The organism is Streptomyces sp. TLI_105, assembly GCF_900105415.1.
Classification (GTDB): domain Bacteria; phylum Actinomycetota; class Actinomycetes; order Streptomycetales; family Streptomycetaceae; genus Streptomyces.
This window is the reverse complement of record NZ_FNSM01000001.1, coordinates 5,152,714-5,174,200: the sequence shown is the minus strand read 5'-3', so window position 1 is coordinate 5,174,200 and position 21,487 is coordinate 5,152,714. Positions and strand designations below refer to the sequence as shown.

General features: G+C 70.1%; 24 protein-coding genes. 8 read left to right on the top strand and 16 right to left on the bottom strand.

Features of this window, described 5'->3' with window-relative positions:
* Positions 1 to 8 precede the first annotated feature (8 nt).
* The 3 genes from BLW86_RS23685 to BLW86_RS23675 form a co-directional block, all read right to left on the bottom strand.
* Entirely contained in the window at positions 9 to 416 is a 408-nt protein-coding gene (locus BLW86_RS23685; RefSeq protein ID WP_093875907.1) for a hypothetical protein, read from the bottom strand.
* Positions 417 to 489: 73 nt separating this feature from the next.
* A complete protein-coding gene (gene rph, locus BLW86_RS23680) occupies positions 490 to 1,221 on the bottom strand; it encodes a ribonuclease PH (RefSeq protein WP_093875906.1) in 732 nt (243 codons plus the stop codon).
* An 85-nt stretch (positions 1,222 to 1,306) separates the two neighbouring features.
* A complete protein-coding gene (locus BLW86_RS23675) occupies positions 1,307 to 1,540 on the bottom strand; it encodes a PTS sugar transporter subunit IIB (RefSeq protein WP_093875905.1) in 234 nt (77 codons plus the stop codon).
* Positions 1,541 to 1,775: 235 nt separating this feature from the next.
* Here BLW86_RS23675 and BLW86_RS23670 point away from each other — a divergent pair, with 235 nt between their 5' ends.
* Positions 1,776 to 3,095 carry a PTS transporter subunit EIIC gene (locus tag BLW86_RS23670; protein WP_093875904.1) on the top strand — a complete coding sequence of 440 codons (1,320 nt, stop codon included), beginning with the start codon at positions 1,776 to 1,778 and terminating at the stop codon, positions 3,093 to 3,095.
* A 289-nt stretch (positions 3,096 to 3,384) separates the two neighbouring features.
* Complete coding sequence (locus BLW86_RS23665; protein ID WP_093875903.1) at positions 3,385 to 4,650, top strand: PTS transporter subunit EIIC; 1,266 nt, start codon at positions 3,385 to 3,387, stop codon at positions 4,648 to 4,650.
* 73 nt (positions 4,651 to 4,723) lie between these two features.
* On the opposite strand, the gene BLW86_RS23660 is transcribed toward BLW86_RS23665, so the two are convergent.
* Positions 4,724 to 5,479: an MBL fold metallo-hydrolase gene (locus BLW86_RS23660; protein ID WP_093875902.1), complete on the bottom strand. Its 756-nt coding sequence runs from the start codon at positions 5,477 to 5,479 to the stop codon at positions 4,724 to 4,726.
* 202 nt (positions 5,480 to 5,681) lie between these two features.
* On the opposite strand from BLW86_RS23660, the gene BLW86_RS23655 reads away from it, so the two are divergent.
* Positions 5,682 to 6,176 (top strand): type II toxin-antitoxin system PemK/MazF family toxin, encoded by a 495-nt coding sequence (locus tag BLW86_RS23655; protein WP_093875901.1) that lies wholly within the window; start codon positions 5,682 to 5,684, stop codon positions 6,174 to 6,176.
* A gap of 174 nt (positions 6,177 to 6,350) precedes the next feature.
* On the opposite strand, the gene BLW86_RS23650 is transcribed toward BLW86_RS23655, so the two are convergent.
* The 4 genes from BLW86_RS23650 to BLW86_RS23635 form a co-directional block, all read right to left on the bottom strand.
* Positions 6,351 to 7,301, bottom strand: coding sequence for a PLP-dependent cysteine synthase family protein (locus BLW86_RS23650; RefSeq protein ID WP_093875900.1), 951 nt, complete (start codon positions 7,299 to 7,301; stop codon positions 6,351 to 6,353).
* A 5-nt stretch (positions 7,302 to 7,306) separates the two neighbouring features.
* A complete protein-coding gene (locus tag BLW86_RS23645) occupies positions 7,307 to 7,585 on the bottom strand; it encodes a MoaD/ThiS family protein (protein ID WP_093875899.1) in 279 nt (92 codons plus the stop codon).
* A 91-nt stretch (positions 7,586 to 7,676) separates the two neighbouring features.
* Complete coding sequence (locus tag BLW86_RS44060) at positions 7,677 to 7,793, bottom strand: putative leader peptide (RefSeq protein WP_323809276.1); 117 nt, start codon at positions 7,791 to 7,793, stop codon at positions 7,677 to 7,679.
* Between the two features lie 100 nt (positions 7,794 to 7,893).
* Positions 7,894 to 8,532, bottom strand: a complete 639-nt coding sequence (locus tag BLW86_RS23635; RefSeq protein ID WP_093875897.1) for an HD domain-containing protein — start codon at positions 8,530 to 8,532, stop codon at positions 7,894 to 7,896.
* A 72-nt stretch (positions 8,533 to 8,604) separates the two neighbouring features.
* Between BLW86_RS23635 and BLW86_RS23630 the strand changes: the two genes are divergently transcribed.
* On the top strand, positions 8,605 to 9,549 hold the full coding sequence (locus BLW86_RS23630; protein WP_093875896.1) for a GlxA family transcriptional regulator: 945 nt from the start codon (positions 8,605 to 8,607) through the stop codon (positions 9,547 to 9,549).
* Between the two features lie 34 nt (positions 9,550 to 9,583).
* On the opposite strand, the gene BLW86_RS23625 is transcribed toward BLW86_RS23630, so the two are convergent.
* The 4 genes from BLW86_RS23625 to clpS all read right to left on the bottom strand — a co-directional run bounded on the left by BLW86_RS23625 (position 9,584) and on the right by clpS (position 12,742).
* Positions 9,584 to 10,009: a M67 family metallopeptidase gene (locus BLW86_RS23625; protein WP_093875895.1), complete on the bottom strand. Its 426-nt coding sequence runs from the start codon at positions 10,007 to 10,009 to the stop codon at positions 9,584 to 9,586.
* A gap of 85 nt (positions 10,010 to 10,094) precedes the next feature.
* Positions 10,095 to 11,531 (bottom strand): amino acid permease, encoded by a 1,437-nt coding sequence (locus BLW86_RS23620; protein ID WP_093875894.1) that lies wholly within the window; start codon positions 11,529 to 11,531, stop codon positions 10,095 to 10,097.
* A 321-nt stretch (positions 11,532 to 11,852) separates the two neighbouring features.
* Positions 11,853 to 12,437, bottom strand: coding sequence for a DUF2017 domain-containing protein (locus tag BLW86_RS23615; protein ID WP_093875893.1), 585 nt, complete (start codon positions 12,435 to 12,437; stop codon positions 11,853 to 11,855).
* Positions 12,437 to 12,742 carry an ATP-dependent Clp protease adapter ClpS gene (gene clpS / locus BLW86_RS23610; protein WP_093875892.1) on the bottom strand — a complete coding sequence of 102 codons (306 nt, stop codon included), beginning with the start codon at positions 12,740 to 12,742 and terminating at the stop codon, positions 12,437 to 12,439. Before clpS ends, BLW86_RS23615 begins: the two co-directional genes overlap by 1 nt.
* Before the next feature lie 101 nt (positions 12,743 to 12,843).
* Here clpS and BLW86_RS23605 point away from each other — a divergent pair, with 101 nt between their 5' ends.
* Together BLW86_RS23605 and BLW86_RS23600 are read left to right on the top strand one after the other, a co-directional pair.
* Positions 12,844 to 14,172, top strand: a complete 1,329-nt coding sequence (locus BLW86_RS23605; protein WP_093875891.1) for a nicotinate phosphoribosyltransferase — start codon at positions 12,844 to 12,846, stop codon at positions 14,170 to 14,172.
* A 99-nt stretch (positions 14,173 to 14,271) separates the two neighbouring features.
* Entirely contained in the window at positions 14,272 to 14,871 is a 600-nt protein-coding gene (locus BLW86_RS23600) for a nicotinamidase (RefSeq protein ID WP_093875890.1), read from the top strand.
* 17 nt (positions 14,872 to 14,888) lie between these two features.
* Here BLW86_RS23600 and BLW86_RS23595 read toward each other — a convergent pair whose 3' ends face one another.
* Entirely contained in the window at positions 14,889 to 15,200 is a 312-nt protein-coding gene (locus BLW86_RS23595) for a hypothetical protein (protein ID WP_093875889.1), read from the bottom strand.
* A 122-nt stretch (positions 15,201 to 15,322) separates the two neighbouring features.
* On the bottom strand, positions 15,323 to 17,731 hold the full coding sequence (locus tag BLW86_RS23590) for an immune inhibitor A domain-containing protein (RefSeq protein ID WP_093875888.1): 2,409 nt from the start codon (positions 17,729 to 17,731) through the stop codon (positions 15,323 to 15,325).
* Positions 17,732 to 18,060: 329 nt separating this feature from the next.
* Between BLW86_RS23590 and BLW86_RS23585 the strand changes: the two genes are divergently transcribed.
* Positions 18,061 to 18,318 carry a hypothetical protein gene (locus tag BLW86_RS23585; protein ID WP_093875887.1) on the top strand — a complete coding sequence of 86 codons (258 nt, stop codon included), beginning with the start codon at positions 18,061 to 18,063 and terminating at the stop codon, positions 18,316 to 18,318.
* Between the two features lie 30 nt (positions 18,319 to 18,348).
* Here BLW86_RS23585 and BLW86_RS23580 read toward each other — a convergent pair whose 3' ends face one another.
* The gene (locus BLW86_RS23580) at positions 18,349 to 19,074 is read right to left on the bottom strand and encodes an RDD family protein (protein ID WP_093875886.1); all 726 of its coding nucleotides are present in this window, start codon (positions 19,072 to 19,074) and stop codon (positions 18,349 to 18,351) included.
* A gap of 68 nt (positions 19,075 to 19,142) precedes the next feature.
* The gene (locus BLW86_RS23575; RefSeq protein WP_093875885.1) at positions 19,143 to 20,639 is read right to left on the bottom strand and encodes an RDD family protein; all 1,497 of its coding nucleotides are present in this window, start codon (positions 20,637 to 20,639) and stop codon (positions 19,143 to 19,145) included.
* A gap of 309 nt (positions 20,640 to 20,948) precedes the next feature.
* Here BLW86_RS23575 and BLW86_RS23570 point away from each other — a divergent pair, with 309 nt between their 5' ends.
* On the top strand, positions 20,949 to 21,440 hold the full coding sequence (locus BLW86_RS23570) for an SsgA family sporulation/cell division regulator (protein ID WP_093875884.1): 492 nt from the start codon (positions 20,949 to 20,951) through the stop codon (positions 21,438 to 21,440).
* The last annotated feature ends 47 nt before the right edge of the window (positions 21,441 to 21,487 follow it).

The following is a 21,487-nucleotide window of genomic DNA, read 5'->3' as shown; positions in this document are numbered from 1 at the left end:
GCCCTCGATTATCCCGGGGTGCAGACCTTGGCCACCTCGCCGGCCGCGTCGGTGATCGGCGTGATGTCCGGGGTCGCGTCGCCGTTCTTGACCGCCGTGCGGACGGAGTCGACGCCCTTGGTGAGGTCGTCGACGGCCTTGGAGAGGTCGGCGTTGTCCGTCGTGTTCTTGAGGTTGCCGAGTTCGGTGGAGATCGCGTCGAGGGACTCCTCGATCTGCGTGACGTCGTTGGAGGCGTTGGAGACGGCCTGCTGGAGGTTCTGCACGGACGTGGCTATCGCGTCGGCGGTCTTGACGCAGTCCATGGCCGTGTCGAGGGCTCCGCAGCCGCTCAGGACGGTGGTGAGCGCGGCGGCCGTGGCCATGGCGAGTGCGAGACGGCGCTTCAAGGCGGGTCCTCCCCCAGATACGTACATGACAGTCTTCGGGCGCACGGATCGTATCGGGTACGTTCCGTGCGCCCGTCGCCCGTCAGGACGCAGCCGACCGTCAGAGGGTTCCTTCGAGGGCCTTGCGCTGGATCTCGGCCAGGTCGGCGCAGCCGCCGGAGGCGAGGTCGAGGAGGGCGTTGAGCTCCTTGCGGTCGAAGGGCTCGGCCTCGGCGGTGCCCTGGACCTCGACGAAGCGGCCGTCGCCGGTGCAGACGACGTTCATGTCGGTGTCGGCGCGGACGTCCTCCTCGTAGCAGAGGTCGAGGAGGGGGACGCCGTCGACGATGCCGACGGAGACGGCGGCGACGGTGCCGGTGAGGGGCTTGCGGCCGGCCTTCACCAGCTTCTTGCCCTGGGCCCAGGCGACGGCGTCGGCGAGGGCGACGTAGGCGCCGGTGATGGCGGCGGTGCGGGTGCCGCCGTCGGCCTGGAGGACGTCGCAGTCGAGGACGATGGTGTTCTCGCCGAGGGCCTTGTAGTCGATGACGGCGCGCAGGGAGCGGCCGATGAGGCGGGAGATCTCGTGGGTGCGGCCGCCGATCTTGCCGCGGACGGATTCGCGGTCGCCGCGGGTGTTGGTGGCGCGGGGGAGCATGGAGTACTCCCCGGTGACCCAGCCTTCGCCGCTGCCCTTGCGCCAGCGCGGGACGCCTTCGGTGACGGAGGCGGTGCAGAAGACCTTGGTGTCGCCGAAGGAGATGAGGACGGAGCCCTCGGCGTGCTTGCTCCAGCCGCGTTCGATGGTGACGGGGCGGAGCTGTTCGGGGGTACGGCCGTCGATGCGAGACATGGGACGAGCCTATCGGGATGTGCCGGACGTGACGGAGGGCCCGTTCCCCTGCCGGAACGGGCCCTCGTCGATGTGAGTCAGTGGCTCACATCAGGTCTTCGATCTCCGCGGCGATCGGGTCGGCGTCGGTGCCGATGACGACCTGGATGGCGGTGCCCATCTTCACGACGCCGTGGGCGCCGGCGGCCTTCAGGGCGGCCTCGTCGACGAGATCGGGGTTCGCGACCTCGGTGCGCAGGCGGGTGATGCAGCCTTCGATCTCTTCGATGTTGTCGATGCCGCCGAGCCCGGCGACGATCTTCTCAGCCTTGCTGGCCATGCGTTTCTCCCTGTCCGTTCCGTTCGCGAGCACGCGAATCTCGGCGCACCTGCGGTCCGCTTTGTCACGTTAACCCACGGTTGGCCCAACTTCGCGAGCAAGGACAGTCGTTCTGCCGAATGATGACGATCACCGGCGGCCTGTCCTCAGCGGGCTCCCGGAGCCTACCGCAACTGGTCTACACCAGTGTGCAACGAGATGCGGGCCCGGCCTGTTCCGGGCAGGGAGGACGCCGATGAGTACGGACAGCGCCGCGGCGGCACCGAAACCGGAACCGAAACCGAAGAAGTCCGTCTCCTGGGGCGGACTCTTCCAGGGCCTCCAGAAGATGGGCCGCAGCCTCCAGCTCCCCATCGCCGTCCTCCCGGCCGCCGGCATCATCAACCGTCTGGGGCAGCCGGACGTCTTCGGGGCCGACGGTCTCGGCTGGGACAACGTCGCGAAGGTGATGGCGGGCGCCGGTGGCGCGCTGCTGAACGGCAGTCTCGGCCTTCCGCTGCTGTTCTGCATCGGCGTGGCGATCGGCATGGCGAAGAAGGCGGACGGCTCGACCGCGCTGGCCGCGGTGGTCGGCTTCCTCGTCTACTACACGGTGCTCCAGCAGTTCCCGAAGGACTGCCCGGTGGGCACGAAGGACATCGGGGGCGGCTGCCTCGGCGCGGACGACTCCTTCGCCGGGTACACGTACCAGAACCCGGGCGTCTTCGGCGGCATCGTCATGGGTCTGCTCGCCGCCTGGTTCTGGCAGCGCTATCACCGGAAGAAGCTGGTCGACTGGCTGGGCTTCTTCAACGGCCGCCGCCTGGTCCCGATCATCATGACGTTCGTCGCGATCGCCTTCGCCGCGCTCTGCCTGTGGGTCTGGCCGCCCATCGGCGACGCCCTGGAGAGCTTCAGCGACTGGCTGGTCGGGCTCGGCGCGTGGGGCTCGGGCATCTTCGGCGTCGCCAACCGGGCGCTGCTCGTCATCGGCCTGCACCAGTTCCTGAACGTGCCCATCTGGTTCCAGTTCGGCACGTACACCAAGCCGGACAACACGGTGGTCCACGGCGACATCCCCATGTTCCTCGCGGGCGACCCGAACGCCGGCCAGTTCCTGACGGGCTTCTTCCCGATCATGATGTTCGCGCTGCCCGCGGCGGCGCTCGCGATCACCCACACCGCGAAGCCGCACCGCCGCAAGGCGGTCGGCGGCATGATGCTCTCGGTCGCCCTGACCTCGTTCGTCACCGGCATCACCGAGCCGATCGAGTACTCGTTCCTCTTCATCGCGCCGCTGCTGTACGCGATCCACGCCGTGCTGACGGGCGTCTCGATGGCGGTGACCTGGGCGCTCGGGGTGAAGGACGGCTTCAGCTTCTCGGCCGGTCTGATCGACTACGTGATCAACTGGAACCTCGCGACGAAACCGTGGCTGATCATTCCGATCGGCCTGGGGTTCGCGGTCGTGTACTACGTGATCTTCAGGTTCGCGATCGTCAGGTTCGACCTCCCCACCCCGGGCCGCGAGCCGGAGGAGGTCGAGGAGGAGATCGAGCGCGACAACGTCAGATGACCCGGCGATCACCCGCCGCAGCCCGACCGCTTTCGGGGCTTTCGCCCCCCTCGCGAGGCCCGTGAAAGGCCCCCGGACCCGACCGTCCGGGGGCCTTTTGTCGTGCATTTCCAGCTATGGCTGAGCGCACAGAATTCACAGGTTCCTTATCTAAGTCCCACGTGCTACAACTGGTCTACACCTCCCATTGGTGTAGACCACGCGGTCCAGACCACCGCGTTCCACGAGACGCCGCCGTCACCCCCTTTCCATGTCCTCTGGCGGCGCCTTGCCTTACTGGAGGAAGTTGATGAGTACGGCCACCGCCCAGGCCGCCGCTCCCGCGAAGAAGCGCGGATCCGGCCTGTTCCAGGGCCTGCAGAAGGTCGGTCGCAGCCTGCAGCTGCCGATCGCCGTGCTGCCGGCCGCGGGTATCTTGCTCCGTCTCGGCCAGCCCGACGTCTTCGGCGCCGAAGGCCTCGGCTGGGACAAGGTCGCTTCCGTCTTCGCCACGGCGGGTGACGCGGTCTTCGCCAACATGCCGCTGCTCTTCTGCGTCGGCATCGCCATCGGCTTCGCGAAGAAGGCCGACGGCTCCACCGCGCTCGCCGCGCTGGTCGGCTTCCTGGTCTACAAGAACGTGCTGACCGCGTTCCCGACCTCCGAGGCCGTCGTCAACACGACCGCCAACAAGGGTGTCGACGTCGCCGCGACGTACAACGACCCCAAGGTCTTCGGCGGCATCATCATGGGCCTCCTGGCCGCCGTCATCTGGCAGCGGTACCACCGCAAGAAGCTGGTCGACTGGCTCGGCTTCTTCAACGGCCGCCGGCTCGTCCCGATCATCATGGCCTTCGTCGGCACCCTCATGGGCGTCCTCTTCGGTCTCCTCTGGGAGCCCATCGGCAACGTGATCACCGACTTCGGCAACTGGATGACCGGACTCGGGGCCGTCGGCTCCGGCATCTTCGGCGCCATCAACCGCGGTCTGCTCCCGATCGGCATGCACCAGTTCGTGAACACCGTCGCCTGGCAGGAGATCGGCACCTTCACCGACTCCACCGGTGCCGTCTGGCACGGCGACCTGCCGCGCTTCTTCCACGGTGACCCGTCGGCCGGCCAGTTCATGTCCGGCTTCTTCCCGATCATGATGTTCGCCCTGCCGGCCGTCGCCCTCGCGATCACCCACGCCGCCCGTCCCGAGCGCCGCAAGGTCGTCGGCGGCATGATGTTCTCGCTCGCCCTGACCTCGTTCGTCACGGGCATCACCGAGCCCATCGAGTTCGCCTTCATGTTCCTGGCGCCCCTGCTGTACGTGATCCACGCCGTGCTCACCGCCGCCTCGATGGTCATCACCTCGGCCCTGGGCGTGCACCACGGCTTCACCTTCTCCGCCGGCGCGCTGGACTACTTCCTGAACTGGACGTACGCCTCCAAGCCGTGGCTGATCATCCCGATCGGCCTCGTCTTCGCGGCGATCTACTACGTGGTCTTCCGCTTCGCGATCGTCAAGTTCAACCTCGCGACCCCGGGCCGCGAGCCCGAGGAGGAGATCGAGGACCTCACCAAGGCGTGAGCCTCCCCCGCACGGCGGAAGGGCCCCGGAACCGTACGTACGGTTCCGGGGCCCTTCCCGTGTCTCGGAGTCCTCAGATCTCGTAGACCGCGCCCGGTCTCGCCAGCTCCGACGGGCCCTTGTAGACCTCGCGCGCGTCCGCCAGGTTCCGCTCGCCGTCCGTCCACGGCGGGATGTGGGTGAGCACCAGGCGGCCCACCCCCGCCCGGGTCGCGTGGGCGCCGGCCTCCCGGCCGTTGAGGTGGAGGTCCGGGACGTCCTCCTTGCCGTGGGTGAAGGAGGCCTCGCAGAGGAAGAGGTCGGCGCCGTCGGCGAGGTCGTGCAGCGCGTCGCAGACCCCGGTGTCCCCGGAGTACGTGAGCGAACGGCCGCCGTGTTCGACCCGGATGCCGTACGCCTCGACCGGATGGCACACCTTCTCCGTACGGACGGAGAACGGGCCGATCTCGAAACTGCCGCCGGACTTCAGCGTGTGGAAGTCGAAGACCTCGCTCATCGAGGTGGCCGAGGGCGTGTCGGCGTACGCCGTGGTCAGCCGCTGCTCGGCACCCTCCGGCGCGTAGACGGGGATCGCGTCGCAGCGCCCGCCGTCGTGCCGGTAGTAGCGGGCGACGAAGTACCCGCACATGTCGATGCAGTGATCCGCGTGCAGGTGGCTGAGGAAGATCGCGTCGAGGTCGTACAGACCGATGTGGCGCTGCAGCTCGCCCAGGGCGCCGTTGCCCATGTCGAGGAGCAGCCGGAAGCCGTCGGCCTCGACGAGGTAGCTCGAACAGGCCGAGTCCGCGGACGGGAACGACCCGGAGCAGCCGACGACGGTGAGCTTCATGGAGCGTGAACCTCCGTGGACGGGTGCGGGAAGCGCGCTGAGGGAGGGGAGGCTGTGCGGTCTGTCGAGCGTAAGGCGCACCCGGGCCCGCCGCTCCTTCGTGGTGGCCCGTTGTGGGCGAACTCACGGGCTCTGTCACCGGTTCGGATGGATGGTGGGGCGCGGCGGCGGGGTGCGGCGCGCACCGGTACCTTCTTGAGGTATGGACACGTCGTGGTGGCCCGCGCTGGTCGCGGTCGTGGTGATCGCGCTGGTGGTGGCGCTCGCCGACGGGTGGAAGCGGTCGTCGCGCCGTCCGAAGGGGCGGCCGTCGGGGCGGACCCGGCCGCCGGGGCGTCCGCCGCGCGGACCCGCCGGGCCCCGGCGGGCGCCCGCGCGGCCTGGCCGGTCGCCACGGGCGGCCGAGATCTGGTGGGCGGACGTGCCCTTCGAGGACGGGCCCGGGTCGAAGGACCGGCCCTGTCTGGTGCTCGTGGTACGGGGGGACAGCGCGCTCGTCGCCAAGATCACCAGCAAGTACCACGACGAGCGGCCGGGAGTGATCGCGCTGCCGCCGGGGTCGGTGGGCGACGCGCAGGGGCGGCCGAGCTTCCTGGAGACGGACGAGTTGCGGGAGGTCCCGGTGACGGACTTCCGCCGGAGAGCGGGAGAGGCGGACCCGGTCGTGTGGGACCAGGTCCGCCATCTCGCGCGCTAGCTGTTCGCGGGGCCCGCGGGTGCGGGTTCGGGTTCGGGTTCGGGTTCGGGTTCGGGCGACGGAAGTCTAGGCCCGGCAGAAGGCGCCGTCCGGTGTGCCCACCCTCCCCCAAGCTCTCGGCTTCGCTCGAGCAGGGGGACCCCCTCGCCCCTGGCGGACGATTGCCCACACCTACTACGCCCAGAGCTGGCCCTGGACCGTCGCGATCGCTTCTTCCGTCGTCTTGGCCGTGTAGAGGCCCGTCGACAGGTACTTCCAGCCGCCGTCCGCGACGACGAAGGCGATGTCGGCGGACTCGCCCGCCTTGAGCGCCTTGTTGCCGACGCCGATGGCCGCGTGCAGGGCGGCACCGGTGGAGACGCCCGCGAAGATGCCCTCCTGCTGGAGGAGTTCGCGGGTGCGGGTGACCGCGTCGGCGGAGCCGACCGAGAAGCGGGTGGTGAGGACGGAGGCGTCGTACAGCTCGGGTACGAAGCCCTCGTCGAGGTTGCGCAGGCCGTAGACGAGGTCGTCGTAGCGCGGTTCGGCGGCGACGATCTTGACGTCGGGCTTGTGCTCGCGCAGGTAGCGGCCGACGCCCATCAGCGTCCCCGTCGTGCCGAGGCCCGCGACGAAGTGGGTGATGGAGGGGAGGTCGGCGAGGATCTCGGGGCCGGTGGTGGCGTAGTGGGCGCCCGCGTTGTCCGGGTTGCCGTACTGGTAGAGCATCACCCAGTCGGGGTGCTGCTCGGAGAGCTCCTTGGCGACCCGTACGGCCGTGTTCGACCCGCCGGCCGCGGGGGACGAGATGATCTCGGCGCCCCACATGGCAAGCAGCTGGCGGCGCTCCTCGCTGGTGTTCTCGGGCATGACGCAGACGATGCGGTAGCCCTTGAGCTTGGCGGCCATGGCGAGGGAGATGCCGGTGTTGCCGCTGGTCGGCTCCAGGATGGTGCAGCCGGGGGTGAGGCGGCCGTCCTTCTCCGCCTGCTCGATCATGTGGAGCGCGGGGCGGTCCTTGACCGAGCCGGTGGGGTTGCGGTCCTCCAGCTTCGCCCAGATGCGGACGTCGTCCGAGGGCGAGAGCCGGGGGAGGCGGACCAGCGGCGTGTTGCCGACCGCGGCCAGCGAGGAGTCGTAACGCATGTGGATCAGACCATGCCGCCGGCGACGGCCGGCAGGATCGTGACGTTGTCGCCGTCGGCGAGCTTGGTCTCGATGCCGTCGAGGAAGCGGACGTCCTCGTCGTTCAGGTAGACGTTGACGAAGCGGCGGAGCTTGCCGCCGTCGACGATGCGCGCCTCGATCCCGGTGTGGCGCTTCTCCAGGTCGGCGAAGAGCTCGGCGAGGGTGTCACCGCTGCCCTGGACGGCCTTCTCGCCGTCGGTGTAGGTGCGGAGGATGGTCGGGATGCGGACCTCGATGGCCATGGCGTGGGCTCCTGTCGGAAGTGGCGTGATGGGCGCGCTTCTGTGGCCCCGCGCGGAGGGGGTCGTACGGTGAGGGCGCTCGGCCGGTCGCTCAGAGCGCAGCGCGTGAGGTACAGATCGCGCTGGCCAGGCGGCACAGGTCGACGTGCAGGCGTGCCACGAGCAGGGTGGTGCTCGGAGTCTCTTCGCTCACGTCGTGGGAAACCATGGGCTCATCGTATCGATTCCCAGTCCGGGTTTCGGAATGTGATCTCACATCGTGGATACTTTCTGACCGACTGGCGGACCGCGCAAGTGGAGGGCGCCCTTCACTCGGGCCAGGCGGAGTCCCGGATCGTCGTCACGAAGTCCCCGGGGACGAATCCGGGGACGAAATGACGCAGGACGTCGGCTTTGACATTGCCGAAGGTGGTGTCCGGCCTGGGCGAGACGCCCTCCGCGAAGGCCCTCAGGATCCGGCGCTTGAAGTCGGGGCGGGGGTGGGCGGCGACGATCGCGGCACGGTCCTCGGGGGTGACGGCGGCGGGGTCGTCGTAGCCGATGCCGAGGACGTCGTACTCGACGCCGGCGGTGACGAGGGCGACCTCGGGCTCCATGAACTCGGGGATGCCGGGGGTGGTGTGGAGGGCGATCGCGGTCCAGACGCGGCGGACGGCGTCCTCGTCGGCACCGTGGGAGCGGAGGAAGGCGGCGGCCTCCTCGGCTCCGTCGACCTCGAAGCGGCGGCCGCCGGTCCGGTGCGCCTCGCCGAGGCCGAGGTCGTGGAACATGGCGCCGACGTAGAGGAGTTCGGGGTCGAAGGCGAGGCCGCGGGCGCGGCCCTGGAGGGCGCCGAAGAGGTAGACGCGGCGGGAGTGGTCGTAGATCAGCTCGCTCGTCGTGTCGCGGACGAGTTCGGTGGCGGCGGTGGCGAGCTTGCTGTCGGGGACGAGCGTCATCGGGTTCATGGGGCAAGCCTCGCCGTCGGGGCCGTGGGCCCGCCATGTCCTCGGGGACGGGCATCCCACAGAATCGGACACATGACGACGACGCACGACGTGTGGGTGTTCGCTTTCGACGGAGTCCGGCTGCTCGACGTCTCCGCACCGCTGGAGGTGTTCTCGACGGCCGGGTCCGGCTACGAGGTGCGGGTGTGCACGCCGGACGGGCAGGGCGTACGGACCTCGTGCGGGCTGCGGATCGGCGCGGACCGCGCGGCCGGGGAGGTGCCGGGCGCGGACACGCTGGTCGTCCCCGGGGCGGTGGACGTGGAGCGGTGCGTGGCGGTCGCCCCGGAGGTGGCGGGGCTCGCGGCGCGCTCGGGCCGGGTGGCGTCCGTGTGCACGGGGGCGTTCGCGCTCGCGGCGGCGGGGCTGCTCGACGGGCGCCGGGCGGCGACCCACTGGGAGCACGCGGAGGCCCTCGCCCGGCGGTATCCGGCGGTCGAGGTGAGCGCGGACGCGATCCACGTACGGGACGGGGAGGTGTGGTCCTCGGCGGGGGTGACGGCCGGGATCGACCTGTGCCTGGCGCTCGTGGAGGAGGACCGGGGGCCGGAGGCGGCCCGGGCGGTGGCGCGGGACCTGGTGGTGTTCCTCCAGCGGCCGGGCGGGCAGTCGCAGTTCTCGGCGGCTTCGCGCACTCCCCCGACCCGGCACCCGGTGGTGCGCCCGCTCCTGGACGCGGTCGCGGCGGATCCGGCGGCCGACCACAGCGCGCCGGCGCTGGCGCGGCGGGCGGGGCTGAGCGCCCGGCATCTGGCGCGGCTGTTCCGCGAGCAGGTGGGGGCGACGCCGGCGGGGTACGTGGAGCGGGTGCGGGTGGAGGCGGCGCGGATGCTGCTCGAGGGCGGGGCGAGCGTGACGGGGGCGGCGGCGCGGAGCGGGCTCAGCAGTGACGAGAGCCTGCGGAGGGCGTTCGCCCGGCATGTCGGGGTGACGCCCTCCGCCTATGTGGCGCGCTTCCGGACGACGTCCTGCTCGTAGGCTCGCCGGCGCCGCGCCGTGCCGGTACTCCTCGCTACTCGTAGGCCTCGACGACCTTGACCTCTTCCTCGGTCACGACGCCGTCGACGATCGAGTAGGAGCGGAACTGGAAGGGGCCGGCGCCGTCGGTGTCGGCGGTGGAGACGAGGACGTAGTGGGCGTTCGGCTCGTTCGCGTACGAGATGTCCGTGCGGGACGGGTAGGCCTCGGTGGCGGTGTGCGAGTGGTAGACGACGACGGGCTCCTCGTCCCGGTCGTCCATGTCGCGGTAGAGCTTGAGCAGGTCCCCGGAGTCGAACTCGTAGAAGGTGGGCGAGCGGGCGGCGTTGAGCATCGGGATGAACCGCTCGGGGCGTCCGCTGCCGACGGGGCCCGCGACCACGCCGCAGGCCTCGTCGGGGTGGTCCGCGCGGGAGTGCTCCACGATCTGGTCGTACAGGGCCCGGGTGATGGTCAGCATGCCGACAGGATAAGCAGACGGGCCGTTCCGTACCGATGTTTGGTACGGAACGGCCCGGATGCTGAGACCTTGCAGGTCAGGAGGGTCAGGAGCGCTTCGCGAAGGCCGCGCCCTGGGGGTTGCGGGCCTTGAGGACCAGGTAGGAGACCGCGAGGATCAGGCCCCAGACCGGAGCGCCGTACAGCGCGACCCGGTTGTCCTTGTCCATGCCCATGGTCACGACGACCATCCCGATGAAGGCGAGCGAGAAGACGCTGAACCAGATGCCGCCCGGGGCCTTGAAGGGCGACTGGGGCAGCTCGCCGCGGTCGGCCTTGAGCCGGTAGCGGATCTGACAGATCAGGATGACGATCCAGGCCCACATGCCGGAGATGGTGGCGAAGGAGACGACGTAGTTGAACGCCTCGCCGGGCCACTGGTAGTTGATCCAGACGCCGACCATCATCAGCGCGGCCGAGACGGTGGTGCCGACCAGCGGGGTGCCGCTCTTCGTCAGCTTGGTGAAGACCTTCGGGCCCTGGCCGTTGAGCGCGAGGTCGCGCAGCATGCGGCCGGTGGAGTACATGCCCGAGTTGCAGGAGGACAGGGCCGCCGTGAGGACGACGAAGTTGACGATCGCGGCGCCGATGCCGAGGCCCATCTTCTCGAAGGCCGCGACGAACGGGCTGACGCCCGGCTGGAACTCGGTCCACGGGACGACCGACAGGATCATGATCAGCGCGCCGACGTAGAAGACGGCGATGCGCCACGGCACGGTGTTGATCGCCTTCGGCAGGACCGTCTTGGGGTCCTTCGACTCGCCCGCCGTCACACCGACCAGCTCGACCGCGAGGAACGCGAACATGACCATCTGGAGGGTCATCAGGGTCGAGCCGATGCCGTCCTCGCCGGCGAAGAAGCCGCCGAGGTCCCACAGGTGGGTGACGGAGGCGGTGTCGCCGGCGTCGGAGAAGCCGAGGGTGAGGATGCCGGCGCAGATCAGGATCATGCCGACGATCGCGGTGACCTTGACCATGGAGAACCAGAACTCCAGCTCACCGAAGAGCTTCACGGAGATCAGGTTGGCGGCGTAGAGGATCACGGTGAAGACGAGGGCGGAGAGCCACTGCGGGATGTCCCACCAGTACGTCATGTAGGTGGCCGCGGCGGTGACTTCGGTGATGCCGGTGACGACCCAGAAGAGCCAGTACGTCCAGCCGGTCGCGAAGCCCGCGAAGGGGCCGATGAACTCGCGGGCGTACTCCGAGAAGGAGCCCGACACCGGGCGGTACATGAGGAGCTCGCCGAGCGCCCGCATGATGAAGAAGATGACGAGGCCCGCGATGGCGTACGCGAGGATCAGGCTGGGTCCCGCGATGGAGATGCCCTTGCCCGCGCCGAGGAAGAGCCCGGTGCCGATGGCGCCGCCGATCGCGATCATCTGGATCTGGCGGGCGCCGAGTGCCCGGTGGTAACCCTCGCCCGAGGCGGAGTCCGCGGCCTCATTGCCGTCGTGCTGCTTGTCGACCTGCACTGAGGTCATGGTGGTGCGCCTTTCTCCATGCTGATCCGCGCGACTGCGAGTGCGTCTGCCGCGGATCAGATCCTGATCCCCCCGGATGTGGATGGAGTGCTACCGGCGGTCAGCCGGCCCAAGCGCCCTCGGGAACAGGGGTGGCGTGCCCGAGTGGTCGTGAAGATTTATCACGACGTGGGGGGTGATCGACGGAGTTCGGTGTGGCGCACGCCACAAAAAAATACGGACAAAGGGTGCGCAAGATGGCCAGGCGGACGCTCTGATAACGCATTCGTTATCCGGATTTGAGCGTCCGCTGAGCGAACACCCCCTTTCCCGGGGGTGTCGCTACGACATCAGGGTCATGACGAGGGACTCCTGGAGCGCCCCCAGCCAGAGGTACGCCATCACCATCGGCTTGCGCGGATCGGAGTCCGGCAGGCGGTACAGCTGCTCGCTGTCCTCGTCGTCCGTGACCTCCAGGCGGGTGCCGATGGTCAGCCGGAGGTCGTTGAGCGCGCCGAGCCAGGACCGGGACTCGTCCGGGGTGAGCTTCAGGACCGCGCCGCCCTCCCCCGCCGCCTCGGCGGAGAGGGAGTCCAGGGCGCGCACGACCGCGAGGGCGTCCTCGCGCTTGCGGGCCCGCAGGTCGTTCTCGGTGTAGCGGCGGAAGTCGGACGCGGCCGCCCGCAGCTCCTCGCTGTCGTCCCCGTACGCGTCGGGGAAGAGGCGCCGGAGGGCGGGGTCGGACGGCGGCTCGCTCGGTCCCTCGGCGAAGAGCGCGGCCAGCGGGTCCTCGTCCGCGGCGGGCTCGTCGCCCGGGCCGATCAGCTCCATGAGCTGGACGGCGAGGGAGCGGAGGATGGAGATCTCGACGTCGTCGAGCGCGACGGCCGCGCCGCCGCCCGGGAGGGCCTCGAACTGCCCGGCCATCAGAGGCGGTCCTGGGAGAGGGTCGCCCACAGGCCGTAGCCGTGCATCGCCTGCACGTCCCGTTCCATCTCCTCGCGGGTGCCGCTGGAGACCACCGCGCGGCCCTTGTTGTGCACGTCGAGCATCAGCTTGTGCGCCTTGTCCTTGGAGTATCCGAAGTACGACTGGAAGACGTACTCCACATAGCTCATCAGGTTGACCGGATCGTTGTGCACGAGGGTCACCCAGGGCACGTCGGGTTCGACGACCGCGGAGACCTCCTCGGCCGATTCCGTACGTTCGATCTCAATAGGCGCGACGCTCACTCACCCCATGTTGTCACCCCTGGGGGGCGGTCGCGCAAACGGGGCACGCGCATGGACCCACTATTCGTCACTCTGACGATTTCTGCGCTAGCATCGCTGACATGAACGCTGCGGACCTTGGGCTGCCGGTGGACGTGCCGTCGACCGCGCTCTTCACCGATCAGTACGAGCTGACCATGCTCCAGGCGGCCCTGCGGGCCGGCACCGCCGACCGGCGCTCCGTCTTCGAGGTCTTCACCCGGCGGCTGCCCGAGGGACGGCGCTACGGCGTCCTCGCGGGCGTCGGCCGGGTCCTGGACGCCGTCGAGAACTTCCGGTTCGACCCCGCCGTCCTCGGCTTCCTCCGGGAGCGGAGCATCGTCGACGAGCCGACCCTGGAATGGCTCGCCCGCTACCGCTTCTCCGGCGACATCTGGGGCTACCCCGAGGGCGAGGTGTACTTCCCCGGCTCCCCCGTGCTGCGCGTCGAGGGCTCCTTCGCGGAGTGCGTGCTCCTGGAGACCGTGATCCTCTCGATCCTCAACCACGACTCGGCCATCGCGGCCGCCGCCTCCCGCATGTCGGCCGCCGCCGGCGGGCGGCGCCTGATCGAGATGGGCGCCCGCCGCACCCACGAGCTGGCGGCCGTCGCCGCCTCCCGCGCCGCCTACGTCGGCGGCTTCGACTCGACCTCCGACCTCGCGGCCGGCTTCCGCTACGGCATCCCGACCGTCGGCACCTCCGCCCACGCCTTCACCCTGCTCCACGACAGCGAGCGGGACGCCTTCCGGGCCCAGGTGGAGACCCTGGGACGCGGCACGACCCTGCTCGTCGACACGTACGACGTGGCCGAGGCCGTCCGCACCGCCGTCGAGGTCGCCGGGCCCGAGCTGGGGGCCGTACGGATCGACTCCGGCGACCTGCTGCTCGTCGCGCACCGGGTGCGGGCTCAGCTCGACGAGCTGGGCGCGCGGGACACGAAGATCGTGGTCACCTCGGACCTCGACGAGTACGCCATCGCCTCGCTCGCGGCGGCCCCGGTCGACGCGTACGGGGTGGGCACGCAGCTGGTCACCGGCAGCGGCCACCCGACCTGCTCCATGGTCTACAAGCTGGTCGCCCGGGCCGCCTCGGCCGACCCGAAGGCGCCCCTGGTGCCGGTGGCCAAGAAGTCGCTGGGCGGCAAGGCCTCCGTCGGCGGCCGCAAGTGGGCGGCGCGCCGGCCCGACGCGGCCGGGGTCGCCGAGGCGGAGGTCGTGGGCACCGGCCCGGTCCCGCCGGAGCTCGCCGACCACCAGCTGCTCGTCGAGCTGGTCAAGGGCGGCGACGTGGTGGCCCGCGAGCCCCTGGAGGCCGCCAGGTCGCGGCACATCGCGGCCCGCACGGGGCTGCCGATGTCGGCGATGCAGCTGTCGCGCGGCGAGCCGGTCCTGCCGACCGAGTACGCCTGACCCCGCGCGCACAGGAGTCCTCGGTGACGCCCCCTCCCGCCGGGAGGGGGAAGTCTCTAGGCTCGAAGAACTCCCTCCGACCCGCTAAGGACACCCGCCATGCACCGCGCATTGATCGTTGTGGACGTTCAGAACGACTTCTGCGAGGGCGGCAGCCTCGCGGTGACCGGCGGCGCGGACGTCGCCGCCGCCATCACCGACCTGGTGGGCCAGACGGCGGGCACCTCCTACCGGCACGTCGTCGCCACCCGCGACCACCACGTCGACCCGGGCGAGCACTTCGCCCCGGCCGGCGAGGAGCCGGACTACGTGTCCTCCTGGCCGGTGCACTGCGTGGCCGGCACGGAGGGCGTCGGCTTCCACCCGAACTTCGCGCCCGCCGTCGCGAGCGGCGCGATCGACGCCGTCTTCGACAAGGGCGCGTACTCGGCGGCGTACAGCGGCTTCGAGGGGCTCGACGAGAACGGGGAGACGCTCGCGGAGTGGCTGCGCTCCCGGGACGTCACCGAGGTCGACGTGGTCGGCATCGCCACCGACCACTGCGTCCGTGCCACGGCCCTGGACGCGGCCCGCGAGGGCTTCCGGACCCACGTCCTGCTCGACCTGACGGCCGGCGTGGCCGAGGAGACCACGAACCGGGCCCTGGAGGAGCTCCGGACGGCGGGCGTGCGACTGACGGGCAAGCCGGTCGTCGCGTAGCGCCCCGAGCCCCGGGATCAGGCGGCGGGCTCCCTCGGGAGGGACCGTACGGGGTGCCAGAGCTCCTGGGCGGCGCCCGGTGCGGATCTCCACAGCAGACCGTCCGGGTGGTGCAGGACCGCGGTGACCTCGTCCGGGGTGGGCGGCTCGGAGTTGCCCCGGAGGTAGACCGCCCGCAGCCCCAGGTTCCGCAGCCTGGTCAGGGCGCGGGCACGGTTGGCGGCGTGGACCAGGAAGCGGACGGTGGCGCCGTCGCCGGCCGGGCTGGGCAGCCCTATGGCGACGACCACACTGCCTCCCGGCAGTTTGCAGAACCCTCCATTGGGCATGCGGAACCACTCCCCCGTGGATGAGATGTCAATAAGAAACGCGTCAGACGCACCTAAACACGAACGGCCGCCGCCCGCTAGAGGGCGACGGCCGATCATGCTTTGACCTGCGATTTTACCAATTACTTGGTCGAGGGACCGACCTGAACCGTGATCGTCTGGCCATCCTTCGGCTCCTTGACGACCTGGATCTTGGTGTTGGTGTCAGTTACCTGGACACCGGCACGCTCGGTCTCCTTGAACCAGTAGACGCCCTTGTGGTCGTCGAAGGTCGGGTTGCCGGCCTGGGACGGGACCCAGGTGCCGACGCCCTTGTTGTGCAGCTGGAAGCCGTCCGTGCGGGAGATGCTGAACGGCGAGTCGTACGCCTGGACGCGGTTGCGCATCAGCTCACCGTTGGACCACTTCAGCGGGCTCGGGTGCGCGTCGATCGGGAGGACCAGACCGGCGCCCGGGTGCTGGGAGGTGTTGTTGTCCTTCTGGGACAGGTCCCACTTCCAGATGAGCAGACCGTTCTGGTACGGGTAGTGCTCGACCCAGCCGGCCTTGTCACCCGTGAACCCGAAGTTGTACGGGCCGACCTTGAGGGTCGAGTCGTACGAGACGTACTGGCGGTTCTCCGCGATGTAGTACTGCTCGTACTCCTTCGTGAAGCCCTTGCCGATCCGCGAGAAGCCCTTGCCGACCCAGCCGTTGTCACCGTTCTCGGCGTTGTCCGAGAAGACGGCGGCACCGTCGGCGGTCAGCGTGATGGCGTCGGCGGTGAAGCCCTTGCCGCCCGCGCCGCCGTCCGTCTGGTAGCGGAAGCGGAGGTCGAACTTCTTGCCCGCGTAGGCGCCCAGGTTGTAGACGAGCTTCTTGTGCGCGTCGGAGACGCCGGTCAGCGCCGGGGCGCCGGAGGCGTCCTTCGGGATGGCCACGCCGTCGGCGGTGCCGTCCAGGGCCGTCCAGTTGGCGCCGCCGTCCGTCGACACCTCGGCGTAGAGGTAGTCGTAGTCCAGCTCGATGTCGTACCAGCCCTGGAGCTCCAGGGAGGCGGACGTCTTGCCCGTGAGGTCGACGGAGCGGGTCAGGGTGTTCTTGAGGTCGTCACCCATGTTGCTCCACCACTGCGAGGCGCCCTCGGCGGGCGCGACGACATCGGTGGTGACCTGCTTCTTCGGCAGCTCGACGACGAGCGCCTGCGGGTTCTTGGTGTTGTACTCCGAGACGCCCAGCTTGTGGGTGGTCTTGGTGGAGCGCTGCCAGTCGTTGACCTTGGCGTAGTTCAGCCAGCCGAGCTGGAGCTTGTCCCAGGCGGTCATGTCGCCGGGCAGGTCGCCGATGGAGTCCTTGCCCTGGCCGAGCCAGGAGCCGGACGACATCAGGGTCCAGAACCCGGTGGAGTTCTCGCCGCCCGCGGTGTCGTAGTGGTCCGGCAGACCGAGGTCGTGGCCGTACTCGTGCGCGAAGACGCCGAGGCCGCCGTTCTCCGGCTGCATCGTGTAGTCGCCGACCCAGATGCCGGTGTCACCGATCGGGGTGCCGCCGGCCTTGTTGTTCTCGGGGCCGGTCTTGCCCGCGTTGGTGCCGTAGGCGTACCAGCGGTGGGCCCACAGGGCGTTCTTGCCCTCGGCGCCGCCGCCGGCCGACTCGTCCTCGCCCGCGTGCACGAGCTGGAAGTGGTCGATGTAGCCGTCGGGCTCGTTGAAGTTGCCGTCGCCGTCGAAGTCGTAACGGTCCCACTGGTCGTACGTGGCCAGCTGGGCCTTGATCTGGGCGTCGGTCTGGCCCTTGGCCTTCTGGTCGGCGACCCAGGCGTTGAGACCGTCGCGGACGGTGTCCCAGACGTTGGCGCAGTTGGTCTGGCCGCAGTAGTTCGAGCCGTAACGGGCCTCGTTGTACGGGACCTTGACCCAGTCGGAGACCGCGCCGTCGACCGAGTAACGGCCGGACGAGGTGCGCTCGTAGAAGGTCTTCAGGGACTGCTTCGGCTTGCCGGCGGCGTCCTTGCCGGTGCCGAAGTACAGGTCCTGGAAGTGCTGCTGGTTGTAGTCCGCCTGCCAGGCCGTGGAGTTGTCGTTCGCACGGTCCGGCTGGGCTATACGGTTGTGCAGCGGGCCGGGCTCGCCACCGTACTTCGGCTTGAGCTCGGGCGTGTCGTCGTCCTTGCGGTCGACCAGGGTGGTGTTGTCCACCTGGTCGCCGAACTCGACGAGGATGGTGAAGATCTTGTCGGTCTTCTCGCGGCCGAGCTCGACGTACTTCTTGGCGCCGAGCTTGACGACCTGGGAGCCGCCACGGTTCTCGATCTTGGCGTCGCCGTTCAGGACCCGCTCCAGGGCAGCCTTGCGCTGCTGCTCCTGCTGGTCGCTGTAGGGGCCGTCGAGGTCGTGGTCGACCGTCGTCTTGTCGACGGTCTGGATGCCGGCCGGCGTCACGCTGCCGTGATTGTCGGCCCAGGCGGTGGTGAAGGTCGAGGCGGTGGCGGCGGTGGCCGCGAGCGCCACGACGACTGCGGACGCTCTGATCGCCCGTCGTCTGTTGGTCACTTGATGTTGTCCTCCCCGGCGCCCGCGCCCACGGACCGAAGGTGGGGTGTCCGTCCGGCGGGGTCGCGCGTCACAAGTGACGACATTCGACCGGAGTGGGGCAAGAAAAGACAGATCTTGACTTGAACGGGTCAACTGCACTATGCAGGATCCGTTTTCCGATTATCGAACATTCAGCGGGCGCACCGTGAAGGAAGATTGACGATTCCGTGACCCCGTGCGCCCCCCGTGCATCGGCGCCGTGGGTAAGGTCACGCTTACCTGTCACACCCTCCGGGCATCCACCGTCGTAGAGTCGAACCGCGAAGCCTGGAGGGGCGGTACCCGTCATGCAGCGTCCGAACGCCGCACAGCTCACCTACGGTTCGGCCACCGTCGTCCTCACGACCGTCGCCCTGCTGCTGCTCTCGGGCACGACGGCACCCCTGGGCATCGCGGTGATCTGCACCGCCGGCCTGCTGCTCGGCGCCCTCGTGGCGGTGACGATGCCGGTGCGCGGGCGACCCGTCAATACCCCCGTGGACGAAGAGATCCGGGTGCCGGCCCAGCGCGTGGGCGCGGGGATCGACACCCGGATCGGTTCGTGACGCTTCGTCCGTATTACTGCGTTGTCGTCCCTACTGGGGGACGGTGACGACGACCGTCTTCGCCGCCTTGTCGTGCAGACCCTGCTTGTACGGCTTGTCGACCACGATCAGGATCAGGATCAGCAGCGGCCACAGACAGGCGCAGCAGATCAGCGCGGGAAGCCAGAGCACGACGGCGCGCAGCAGCGACTGGCTCATCGGCGGCGTCGTCCCGTCGTTGAGCATCGCGACCCGCAGCTTCATCAGCTTCTTGCCGATGGTCTGGCCGTTCTTGGCCGTCAGCACGGTGTCGTACGCGATGTACGCGACGATCGTGATGAGCTGGAAGACGAGCTGGCTGCCGCCGTTGAGGCTGTTGACCGTGTCCCCGAAGTCGTTGCCGTCCCGGCTCGCCCGTTGGTAGATGTCGAAGGGGATGCCGATGATCGCGAGCGGCACCGCGATGATCACCCAGTCGATCAGCCGGGCGAGGACGCGCCGGCCCGTCTCCGCGAGCGGCGGCATCCCGGAGAGCGGATCGTTTCCGCCGTAACCGCCACCGTAAGCATTGCCGTACGGGGGCGGGGGCATGTCGCCGTACGGGGAGCCGCCGCCGTACGGGGAGTCGTACGGGCTCCCCGGCGGCGGGCCGCCCGGCGGAGGCCCTCCCGGGGGCGGCCCCGACGGCGGCGGCCCTCCCGGCGGCGGCTCCGGAGGCCTCTTGCTGAAGGGGTCGTCCTCGGGCGGCTGGCCGGGCGGCGGCTGGTCGGTGCTCATGGGGGCAGTGCATCCCGGGCGGGACGGCCCCGCAAGGAATCACCGCCCGTTCGGGGGACGGCGCCCGCTCAGCGCGCGACGAAGGTGCGGGCCGCCTTGTCGTGCCAGCACTGGCGCCAGGGACGGTCGAAGAGACACCACAGGACGTTGACGACCCCGATGACCAGGAGCCCCAGGACGCTGTAGACGAACCAGCGGCGGAGCGCCTTCCCGAACGTCGGCGGCTCGTGCGCCTCGATGTCCCGCACCTCGATCCCGCACAGCTTCTTGCCCAGGGTGCGGCCCCACTTGGCGGTGGGCAGCGCCTCGTACAGGACGCCGAGGACGAACAGCGAGGCGAGCACGATGCCGAACTGGACGGAGGTCGTGGAGTCGAGCAGCCAGACCTGGACGGTGGTCCCGGACTGCCTGGCAGCCTCGATCTTGTCCTCGATGTGGTCGACGGCCGCGGTCACGAAGGGCACGGAGGCCGCGCCGACCAGCGCGCCCAGGACGACGCTGTCGATCAGCCGGGCGACCAGCCGCCTGCCGAGCCCGGCGGGGCGCGCGGCGGCCTGCGCGCGGGCCGCCTGCTGGAACACGTCTTCGACGGGCGGCTTCCACGGGAGGACGGGCTGTTGCTCCTGGGGCTGCTGCTGGGGTTGGGCGTGCGGCTGGGGCTGGGCTTGGGCCTGCGGCTGGGGGTGGGGCTGCTGGGTCCAGGAGGGGGCGGAGGGGGTGGCCGGTGTCGTCGGCGTGAGGGACGGGGCCTGGGCCGCCGCCGAGGGGGCCGGGGCCGGTTGGGGCTGGGGTGCCGGGGAGGGCGTCGGGATCGGGGTGACCGGCATGCCTCCGAGGCGTGCCGCTCCCCCGGTCGCCCGGGGATCCACGGCGGGCGTCGGGGCGGGGGAGGCAGGCGCCTGGGTGACGGGCGTCGGAGCGGCGGGCGCCTGGGGGGCGGGCCGCTCCTCCTCCGGCTCGCTCCCGCCCGCGACCGGCCACTCCGTCGGAGTACGCGGGTCGGGCGTGCGGGGCGCACCCCAGGAGACCTTCTGGTCGAGGTCACCGCCGAAGCCGGTCTGACGGGAGGAGTCCGCCTGCCAGGCCGACGCGGGCTCCGGCGCGAGCGGCTCCTCGTCGAGGAAGACGGGCCCGGTCTCCTCCACCGTGGGTACGGGGGTGGGGGCGGGGGCGGGCGTGGACGCGGGGGGCTGCGCCTGGGCGGGCACGTGCGCGGGGGCCTGCACCTGCGCGGGGGCCTGCACCTGCGCGGGGGCCGCGGCGGACTGGACGGGCGCGGCCGACTGCGCGGGCGCCGCCGACCGGACGGGTGCCGCCGACTGCGCGGGCGCGGCGGTCGCCGGTGTCACGGCAGGGGCCGGGGCCGGGCCGGGGGCCAGGATCGGGCCGGCCGGGATCGCCGAAGCGGGCGGGTGTGGTGGAACCTCGCCGTCCGCCGGGGCGGGCCGGCTCGTGCCGGGCACCCACGCGCCCCCGTTCCAGTACCGGATGTATCCGGGAATGGACGGGTCCGGGTAGTACCCCGCCTGCGGTACCTCTCCGCCGCCTCCAGGAGGAGTAGCCACTGCCCCGACTCCGTTCAGTCACAACGCCTTTGATCCGCACGGCCGCGTGCCGGGCGTGCCGCACCCAAGGAGGACAGTAACGAAGAACGTCCCCGAGGGAACAAAGAGCCCACGAGAAAGCCCGCCTTCGGGGGGACGCGCACCGGAACCCATCACTCCCCGTGATGTTCGGGCCGTTGCATCCTGCCCTGAAGACCCCCCGGAAAAACTTCCCGAAAAACTTCCCGAAGTCGCGTAATGAACCGCGACCACCCCGCTCTCTCCAGGTGAAGGCCCGCCCGGGGCCCGTCCGCGAGAAGGAGCACGGCCATGCAGAACACCGACAACACCACCGTCGAGCGCGAGCTGGAGCTGAAGCTGGTGCTCTCCCCCGAGCGTTCCGTCCCCGTCCCCGCCCGGCTCGCCTACCGGACCGACGACCCGTACGCCGTCCACATCACCTTCCACATCGGCACGGACCACCCGGTCAACTGGACCTTCGCGCGCGAGCTGCTCGTCGAGGGCGTCTTCCGGGCCTGCGGCCACGGGGACGTCCGCATCTGGCCCACGAAGGTCGAGGGCCGCAGCGTCGTCCTCATGGCCCTCTCCTCCCCCGACGGCGACGCCCTGCTCGAAGCCCCGTCCGCGCAGGTGTCCGCCTGGCTGGAGCGGACCCTGCGCGCGGTGCCGCCGGGCACCGAGTCCGAGCGGCTCGGCATCGACGACGGGCTCGCGGAGCTCCTGGCGACCACCGTGGTCGCCGACGAGCTGTGGCTGCGCGACCCGTGGCCGTCGGACGAGTCCCAGGACGGCGAGCTGTGAGCCCGTACGCGTGCGCGTGGACTCGACGAAATCGACAAAATCATTGG